This is a genomic window from Mesorhizobium sp. STM 4661, from assembly GCF_000359125.1.
GTDB lineage: Bacteria > Pseudomonadota > Alphaproteobacteria > Rhizobiales > Rhizobiaceae > Mesorhizobium.
Genome location: NZ_CAAF010000049.1, coordinates 106,398 through 114,143 on the forward strand (window position 1 = coordinate 106,398; position 7,746 = coordinate 114,143).

Here is a 7,746-nt window from a genome sequence, read left to right on the forward strand (position 1 = left end):
GACGAATGCGCGGTGCCCGGAACAGCTCCTCTGGCCTTGACGCAGGGCGAGCGTCTTCTTAGAAGCTAGTTTAGAATTGTTCAAAACTGGGTGGCCAAAACATAGTGGCTCGGCCGCCCGCGCCGCAAGCCGCGTAAATAGGACGGCTTGCCTTGCAATTTCAAGGAAATAACACGCTATCCCGGTGGAATGGCTCTTGAAGGGACCGATCGAAACGAAAATGGCAGGGACACGCGCCTATCTCGACTACAATGCCAGCGCGCCGCTGCTGTCCACGGCGCGTGACGCAATGATTGCCGCGCTCGATGTCGCCGCCAACCCCTCCTCTGTCCATGCCGAGGGGCGCGCCGCACGGCGGCTGATCGAGAATGCAAGGCGCGATGTGGCTACATTGGTCAACGCCAGGGTCGAGCATGTCGTGTTCACCTCCGGGGCGACGGAAGCCGCCTCGACGCTGCTGACGCCGGACTGGCAGATGGGCCGCGGCGGTGTCCGCATGAGCCGGCTCTATGTGTGCGAGGCCGATCATCCCTGTGTCCTGAATGGCGGGCGCTTCCCGGCTGCCCAGGTGGCACGGATCGGCGTCGATACAAACGGCATCGTCGACCTCGACGCCTTGGCGGCCGCGCTGGCCGCGCATGACAAGGCAGACGGCCTGCCGCTGGTGGCGATCCATGCCGCCAACAACGAGACCGGCGTCATCCAGCCCGTCGGCCGCATCGCCGAGACCGTCAAGGCGGCGGGCGGCATCCTGGTCGTCGACGCCGTGCAGGCGGCGGGCCGTATTCCGATCGACATGTCAGCGGGTTATGCGGATTGTTTGATTCTGTCCTCGCACAAGATCGGCGGCCCCAAGGGTGTCGGCGCCATCGTCGCGGCCTCCGACCTGATGATGCCGAAGCCGTTGATCAATGGCGGCGGCCAGGAAAAGGGCCATCGCGGTGGTACCGAGAACCTGGCCGCCATTGCGGGTTTTGGCGCGGCGGCGCGGCAAGCTCTTGCCGGATTGCCGGGCATCGCTGCGGTCGGCCGTCGCCGCGATGAGATCGAGACCATTGTGAAGACGCTGGTGCCGGACGCGGAAATCTTTGGAACCGGTGCAACACGGCTTGCCAATACGACATTCTTCGCTATTCCCGGCATTAAGGCCGAGACAGCGCAGATCGCCTTCGACCTCGCCGGCGTGGCGCTGTCGGCCGGTTCGGCCTGTTCGTCGGGCAAGGTTGGCCCAAGCCACGTGCTGAAAGCCATGGGTTTTAGCGACGGCCTTGGCGCCCTGCGCGTGTCCATTGGCCACGCAACCGGCGCCGAGGATATCGAACTGTTCCGTGCTGCGCTGGCAGGTATCGCCTTGCGCCTGGCGGGCAGGGAAAAAGCCGCCTGAGGGTGGCTGGAGCATCGAACCGAAAAGTGTGAAGCGGTTTTCGGAAAAATTCGATGCTCAAAAAAAGGATACGGGCCTTCTGGCCTGGTAGAGCCGTGCGTTTCATGTTGGCCGGGTGAATTTCCGGCGGGAACGCACTATATGGAACTTACGCCGCTTGAGGTGCCTACGGGTACTCGTTGGCGGTGCCATAGTTTGAAAACTGTCGGGCCTTGACCCCGGCGTGGATGGAGAACGCATATGCCTGCTGTGCAGGACACGATCGATCGGGTCCGAAAGATCGACGTCGACCAATACAAATATGGATTCGAGACCGAAATCGCTGTTGATAAGGCCCCCAAGGGCCTGAGCGAAGACATCATCCGTTTCATTTCCGCGAAGAAGGACGAGCCGTCCTGGATGCTCGAATGGCGTCTGGAAGCCTATCGGCGCTGGCTGACGCTGGACGAGCCGACCTGGGCACGCGTCCATTATCCCAAGATCGATTTCCAGGACATCTATTATTACGCGGCGCCCAAGAGCACGCCCGGCCCGACTTCGCTGAGCGACGTCGATCCCGAACTCTTGAAGGTCTATGAAAAGCTCGGCATCCCGTTGAAGGAGCAGGAGATCCTCGCCGGCGTGCAGAAGACCGATGTCTCGGAATTCGAGGAAGCCAGCGACAACATCTACAAATCGGGCCGCGTCGCTGTCGACGCCGTGTTCGATTCCGTCTCCGTCGTCACCACCTTCAAGAAGGAGCTGGCGCAGGCCGGCGTCATCTTCTGCTCGATCTCGGAAGCCATCCGCGAGCATCCGGAACTGGTGCAGAAATATCTCGGCTCGGTCGTGCCGACCTCCGACAATTTCTACGCCACGCTGAACTCCGCCGTGTTCACCGACGGCTCCTTTGTCTTCGTGCCCAAGGGCGTGCGCTGCCCGATGGAACTGTCGACCTATTTCCGCATGAACGAGAAGAACACCGGCCAGTTCGAGCGCACGCTGATCATCGCCGAGGAGGGGGCTTACGTCTCCTACCTCGAAGGCTGCACGGCGCCGCAGCGCGACGAGAACCAGCTTCACGCCGCCGTCGTCGAACTGGTGGCGCTCGACGATGCCGAGATCAAATATTCGACGGTGCAGAACTGGTACCCCGGCGACGCCGAGGGCAAGGGCGGCATCTACAATTTTGTCACCAAGCGCGGCGACTGCCGTGGCGACCGTTCGAAGATTTCGTGGACGCAGGTCGAGACCGGCTCGGCCATCACCTGGAAATATCCGAGCTGCATCCTGCGCGGTGACGATTCCAGCGGCGAGTTCTATTCGATCGCCGTGTCGAACGGCTACCAGCAGGTCGACAGCGGCACCAAGATGATCCATCTCGGCAAGAACACGTCGAGCCGCATCATCTCCAAGGGCATCGCCGCCGGCTTCTCGCAGAACACCTATCGCGGCCAGGTCTCGGCGCACCGCAAGGCGACCAACGCGCGCAACTTCACCAATTGCGATTCGCTGCTGATCGGCGACCAGTGCGGCGCGCACACCGTGCCCTACATGGAAGCCAAGAACTCGACGGCGCAGTTCGAGCATGAGGCGACCACCTCGAAGATTTCCGAGGACCAGAAATTCTACGTCATGCAGCGCGGCATTCCCGAGGAAGAGGCGATCGCGCTGATCGTCAACGGCTTCGTCAAGGACGTCATCCAGCAACTGCCTATGGAATTCGCGGTCGAGGCGCAGAAGCTGATCGGCATCTCGCTTGAGGGGAGCGTGGGGTGACAAAGGCGCCCAAACGCGAATCCGCAGAAAAACACGCCTATCTGCGGGATCGGATGAACGGTTGGTCCGCGGGTCTAGAACTGGCGTTGTGGTTGGGCGCGACGGGCGTTGCGTTGCTCGTCGCGGCCTATTCGCCGGATGGCTTTTGGCACGGGCTTTTGGAAGCCTTGAAGCAGTTGTTAAATCGAGTTTAGCCGGGCAGACGGCTACGGATAGGACGAATGGAAATGCTTGAAATCAGAAACCTGCACGCCCGCATCGTCGATGACGGCACCGAGATCATCCGCGGCCTGAACCTTACGGTGAAAGCCGGCGAGGTCGCCGCCATCATGGGCCCGAACGGCTCGGGAAAATCGACGCTGTCCTACATCCTCGCCGGCCGCGCGGACTATGAGGTCACCGAAGGCGACATCCTCTACAACGGCCAGTCGATCCTCGAAATGGACCCGGCCGAGCGCGCCACGGCAGGCATCTTCCTCGCCTTCCAGTATCCGATGGAGATACCGGGCGTGGCGACGATGGAATTTTTGAAGGTGGCGATGAACGAGCAGCGCAAGGCGCGCGGCGAGGAACCGCTGAAGATCCCGGAATTTTTGAAGCGCGTGAAGGAAGCGGCGGCCTCGCTCAACATGGACATGGCGATGCTGAAGCGGCCGCTCAATGTCGGCTTTTCCGGCGGCGAGAAGAAGCGCGCGGAGATCCTGCAGATGAAACTGCTGGAGCCGAAGCTTTGCGTGCTCGACGAGACCGATTCCGGCCTCGACATCGATGCGCTGAAGATCGTCTCCGACGGCGTCAATGCGCTGCGTTCACCCGACCGCGCCATCGTCGTCATCACCCATTACCAGCGCCTGCTCGAACACATCGTGCCTGACTCGGTGCATGTGCTTTACCGGGGCCAGGTGATCAAGTCGGGCGACAAGTCGCTGGCGCTCGATCTCGAGGCCAATGGTTACGCCGGCGTGATCGGCGAAGCCGCGTGAGATGCCAGCAGGCAAGGCAAAACTGATGAATATGCACACACAACCCCAGCGAACATTAGCCGAGACGGCATTGATCGACGCTTTCGGCGACCGGCTGTCGCTGCTGCCCGGCGATGGCGCGGTCATGCTGAAGCGCGACGACGCCATCGAGGCGATCAAGAACGGCCTGCCGACGCGACGCATCGAATCCTGGCACTACACCGATTTGCGCCGCTTGCTGAATGTGGTGCCGGACTTCGATCCGGCGGCCGTCGCGAAAGCCATGGCGCCGATTGTCGAAGGTTCCGCTGTCTTGCCGGTGCTGAATGGTGTGTCGAGCGCGAAAGTGCCTGATATCGAAGGCGTTGCCGTGCAGCGCCTGTCGGAGAAACTGACCGACGGCAGCATTGCGGCGGGGCTCGATCCTTACGGAACCGACGACGCCATCGGCGCGCTGAACACCGCTTTTGTTGCCGACGGCTATTTTGTCGACATCGCCGACGGCACCAAACTGGACAAGCCGATCGAATTGCAGAACCTGCAATCCGGCGGCCAGACCCATGTGCGTCTGCCGGTTCGTGTCGGTGCCGGCGCCAAGGCGACCATCGTCGAGCGTCAGACGGGCGAGGGGGCCGCACTTGTCAGTTCGGTCAGCCAGCTTGTGCTTGGCGAGGGCGCCGAAGTGACGTGGCTGATCGTGCAGGAGCAGCCGGAAACGGCGACGCATCTCGCGCAATTCAAGGCGCATCTCGGCAAGAATTCCAGGCTGACGCTGTTCGTCATGAACGCCGGCGGCAAGCTTGTGCGCCAGGAGATCGTCGTCAGGACGACGGGTGAAGGCGCCGATTTTACGCTGCGTGGCATCAATCTCCTGGCTGGCGATACCCATACCGACGTCACCATGGTGCTCGACCATGCCGTGCCGCACACCACCTCGACGGAAGTGATCCGCAATGTGGTCACCGGCAAGGCGCGCGGCGTTTTCCAGGGACGCATCAACGTCCACCAATATGCGCAGAAGACCAACGCCAAGATGGCCTGCAACACGCTGCTTCTATCCGACGATGGCGAGTTCTCGACCAAGCCTGAGCTCGAAATCTTCGCCGACGATGTCGTCTGCGGCCATGGCGCGACGGTCACCGAGATCGACCACAACCATCTATTCTACCTGATGGCGCGTGGCATCGACGAGAAGACCGCGCGTGGCCTCTTGGTCAAGGCGTTCGTCGCCGAGGTGATCGAGGAACTGGACGACGAGGTAATTGTCGAAGCGCTGGAAGCAAGGCTCGACGACTGGTTCGTGGCGCACGGGTAAGCGCCTGACCTTCTCCCCCTGTGGGAGAAGGTGGATCGGCGCGCAGCGCCGAGACGGATGAGGGGTGTTGGACGGAATGAGGCGACGCCTAGAGAGCTAGTGATGGACCAGAAAGTCGAAAACATCCCCTACGACGTCGAGGCGATCCGCCGCGACTTTCCGATTCTGTCGCGCGAAGTCTACGGCAAGCCGCTGGTCTATCTCGACAATGGCGCCTCGGCGCAAAAGCCGCAGGCCGTACTCGACGCCATCCAGCACGCCTATTCCCAGGAATACGCCAACGTCCATCGCGGCCTGCATTTCCTGTCGAATGCCGCGACCGACGCCTATGAGAATGCGCGGAAGATAGTACAGAGGTTTCTCAACGCGCCGAGCACCGACAACATCGTCTTCACCTCGAACACCACGTCGGCGATCAATACGGTCGCCTACGGCTATGGCATGCCCAATATCGGCGAGGGCGACGAGATCGTGCTTTCGATCATGGAGCACCACTCCAACATCGTTCCCTGGCATTTCATCCGCGAGCGGCAGGGCGCCAGGCTGGTCTGGGTGCCGGTCGACGACCTCGGCGTCTTCCACATCGAGGAATTCGAAAAGCGGCTGACCGACCGGACCAAGCTGGTCGCCATCACCCAGATGTCGAATGCGCTGGGCACGGTGACACCGATCAAGGAGGTCGTCCGGATCGCGCATGCGAAAAACATCCCGGTGCTGGTCGACGGCAGCCAGAGCGCCGTGCATATGCCCATCGACGTGCAGGATCTCGACTGCGATTTTTTCGTCTTCACCGGCCACAAGGTCTACGGTCCCTCGGGCATCGGCGTGCTCTACGGCAAGAAGGACATTCTCTCGGGCATGCGCCCGTTCATGGGTGGCGGCGAGATGATCGAGGAGGTGACGGAGGACATCGTCACCTACAACGAGCCGCCGCACCGTTTCGAGGCCGGCACGCCGCCGATCGTCCAGGCGATCGGGCTGGGTGCCGCGCTAGACTATATGGAAAAGATCGGCCGCGAGCGCATCGCCGCGCACGAGGCCGATCTGAAGGACTATGCCCATGAGCGGCTTAGGGCCATCAACTCGCTGCGCATCTTTGGCGACGCGCCCGGCAAGGGCGCCATCATCTCGTTCGAATTGCAAGGCATTCATGCCCATGACGTATCGATGGTGATCGATAGGCAAGGCGTTGCTGTCCGCGCGGGCACCCATTGCGCCCAACCGCTGTTGAAACGCTTTGGCGTAACCTCCACATGCAGGGCATCGTTCGGCATGTATAATACCAGGGCCGAAGTCGACGCTTTGGCCGAGGCGCTGGAAAAAGCGCGCAAGTTTTTTGGATGACGACCATGGATGATGCGAGCCACACCACCGAGACCGCGCCGGAAACGGCGATCAATCCGCTGGTTTCCGCCTCGGCCATTCCAGCCGACGAACTGGCGCGGCTGACCGACGACATCGTCTCGGCGCTGAAGACGGTCTATGACCCTGAAATCCCCGCCGACATCTACGAGCTTGGCCTTATCTACAAGATCGACATCGAGGACGACCGTTCGGTCAAGATCGACATGACGTTGACCGCGCCCGGCTGCCCGGTGGCCGGCGAAATGCCCGGCTGGGTGGAGAACGCCGTCGGCGCCGTCGAAGGCGTTTCCGGCGTCGAGGTCAACATGACCTTCGACCCGCCCTGGTCGCCCGACCGCATGTCGGAAGAGGCGCAGGTGGCGGTTGGGTGGTATTAGTGGCGCACTTGCGCCGGGTGGAAAACTTCACCATTTTAGGTGAGGAATCATTCGGCAGGCCTTGAACCTGCACAGAATGGAGAAGGAAAAGATGGGACGCTTCGCCGTCATCACGATGACCGAAAAGGCCGCCGACCGGGTGCGCGACATTGTCGCCACGCGTGAAAACGCGCACGGCATTCGCCTTGGCATCAAGAAGGGCGGCTGCGCCGGCATGGAATACACGGTCGACCTGGTGACCGAGCCCAACACCAAGGACGACCATATCGAGCGCGACGGCGCCCATGTCTATGTCGCGCCGGAAGCAGCGCTTTTCCTGTTCGGTACCGAGATGGATTTCGAGCAGACGACGCTGCGCACCGGCTTCACCTTCCGCAACCCGAACCAGAGCTCGGCCTGCGGCTGCGGAGAATCGGTCGAACTGAAGCCGGCCGATCTGAAGGCGCTGGCCGAGGCGCGCGCTTCGGCCTGAGCTTTCCTTCTCTGTTCCCGGGGTCCCCCTCATCCGGCCGCTTCGCGGCCACCTTCTCCCCGCTGGGGAGAAGAGGCTGGCATCAACGCCGGCGACCTCCTCTCCCCTCGGGG

At 61.9% G+C, this 7,746-nt stretch carries 8 protein-coding genes; all 8 read left to right on the forward strand.

The window, feature by feature from the left end:
* Nucleotides 1-220: 220 nt before the first annotated feature.
* The 8 genes from MESS4_RS16260 (at nucleotide 221) to sufA (ending at nucleotide 7,633) form a co-directional block, all read left to right on the forward strand.
* The gene (locus MESS4_RS16260; RefSeq protein WP_006332795.1) at nucleotides 221-1,384 is read left to right on the forward strand and encodes a cysteine desulfurase family protein; all 1,164 of its coding nucleotides are present in this window, start codon (nucleotides 221-223) and stop codon (nucleotides 1,382-1,384) included.
* 240 nt (nucleotides 1,385-1,624) lie between these two features.
* Entirely contained in the window at nucleotides 1,625-3,142 is a 1,518-nt protein-coding gene (gene sufB / locus MESS4_RS16265) for a Fe-S cluster assembly protein SufB (RefSeq protein ID WP_006332796.1), read from the forward strand.
* Nucleotides 3,139-3,336: a hypothetical protein gene (locus MESS4_RS16270; protein WP_006332797.1), complete on the forward strand. Its 198-nt coding sequence runs from the start codon at nucleotides 3,139-3,141 to the stop codon at nucleotides 3,334-3,336. The genes sufB and MESS4_RS16270 overlap by 4 nt, the downstream gene beginning before the upstream one ends.
* 33 nt (nucleotides 3,337-3,369) lie before the next feature.
* Entirely contained in the window at nucleotides 3,370-4,125 is a 756-nt protein-coding gene (sufC, locus tag MESS4_RS16275) for a Fe-S cluster assembly ATPase SufC (protein WP_036241455.1), read from the forward strand.
* Nucleotides 4,126-4,150: 25 nt separating this feature from the next.
* Nucleotides 4,151-5,419, forward strand: coding sequence for a Fe-S cluster assembly protein SufD (gene sufD, locus MESS4_RS16280; protein WP_081609758.1), 1,269 nt, complete (start codon nucleotides 4,151-4,153; stop codon nucleotides 5,417-5,419).
* Between the two features lie 102 nt (nucleotides 5,420-5,521).
* Nucleotides 5,522-6,763: a cysteine desulfurase gene (locus MESS4_RS16285; RefSeq protein ID WP_006332805.1), complete on the forward strand. Its 1,242-nt coding sequence runs from the start codon at nucleotides 5,522-5,524 to the stop codon at nucleotides 6,761-6,763.
* Nucleotides 6,764-6,768: 5 nt separating this feature from the next.
* The gene (locus tag MESS4_RS16290; RefSeq protein ID WP_036241458.1) at nucleotides 6,769-7,161 is read left to right on the forward strand and encodes an SUF system Fe-S cluster assembly protein; all 393 of its coding nucleotides are present in this window, start codon (nucleotides 6,769-6,771) and stop codon (nucleotides 7,159-7,161) included.
* A gap of 91 nt (nucleotides 7,162-7,252) precedes the next feature.
* Nucleotides 7,253-7,633 carry a Fe-S cluster assembly scaffold SufA gene (gene sufA / locus MESS4_RS16295; protein ID WP_006332807.1) on the forward strand — a complete coding sequence of 127 codons (381 nt, stop codon included), beginning with the start codon at nucleotides 7,253-7,255 and terminating at the stop codon, nucleotides 7,631-7,633.
* The last annotated feature ends 113 nt before the right edge of the window (nucleotides 7,634-7,746 follow it).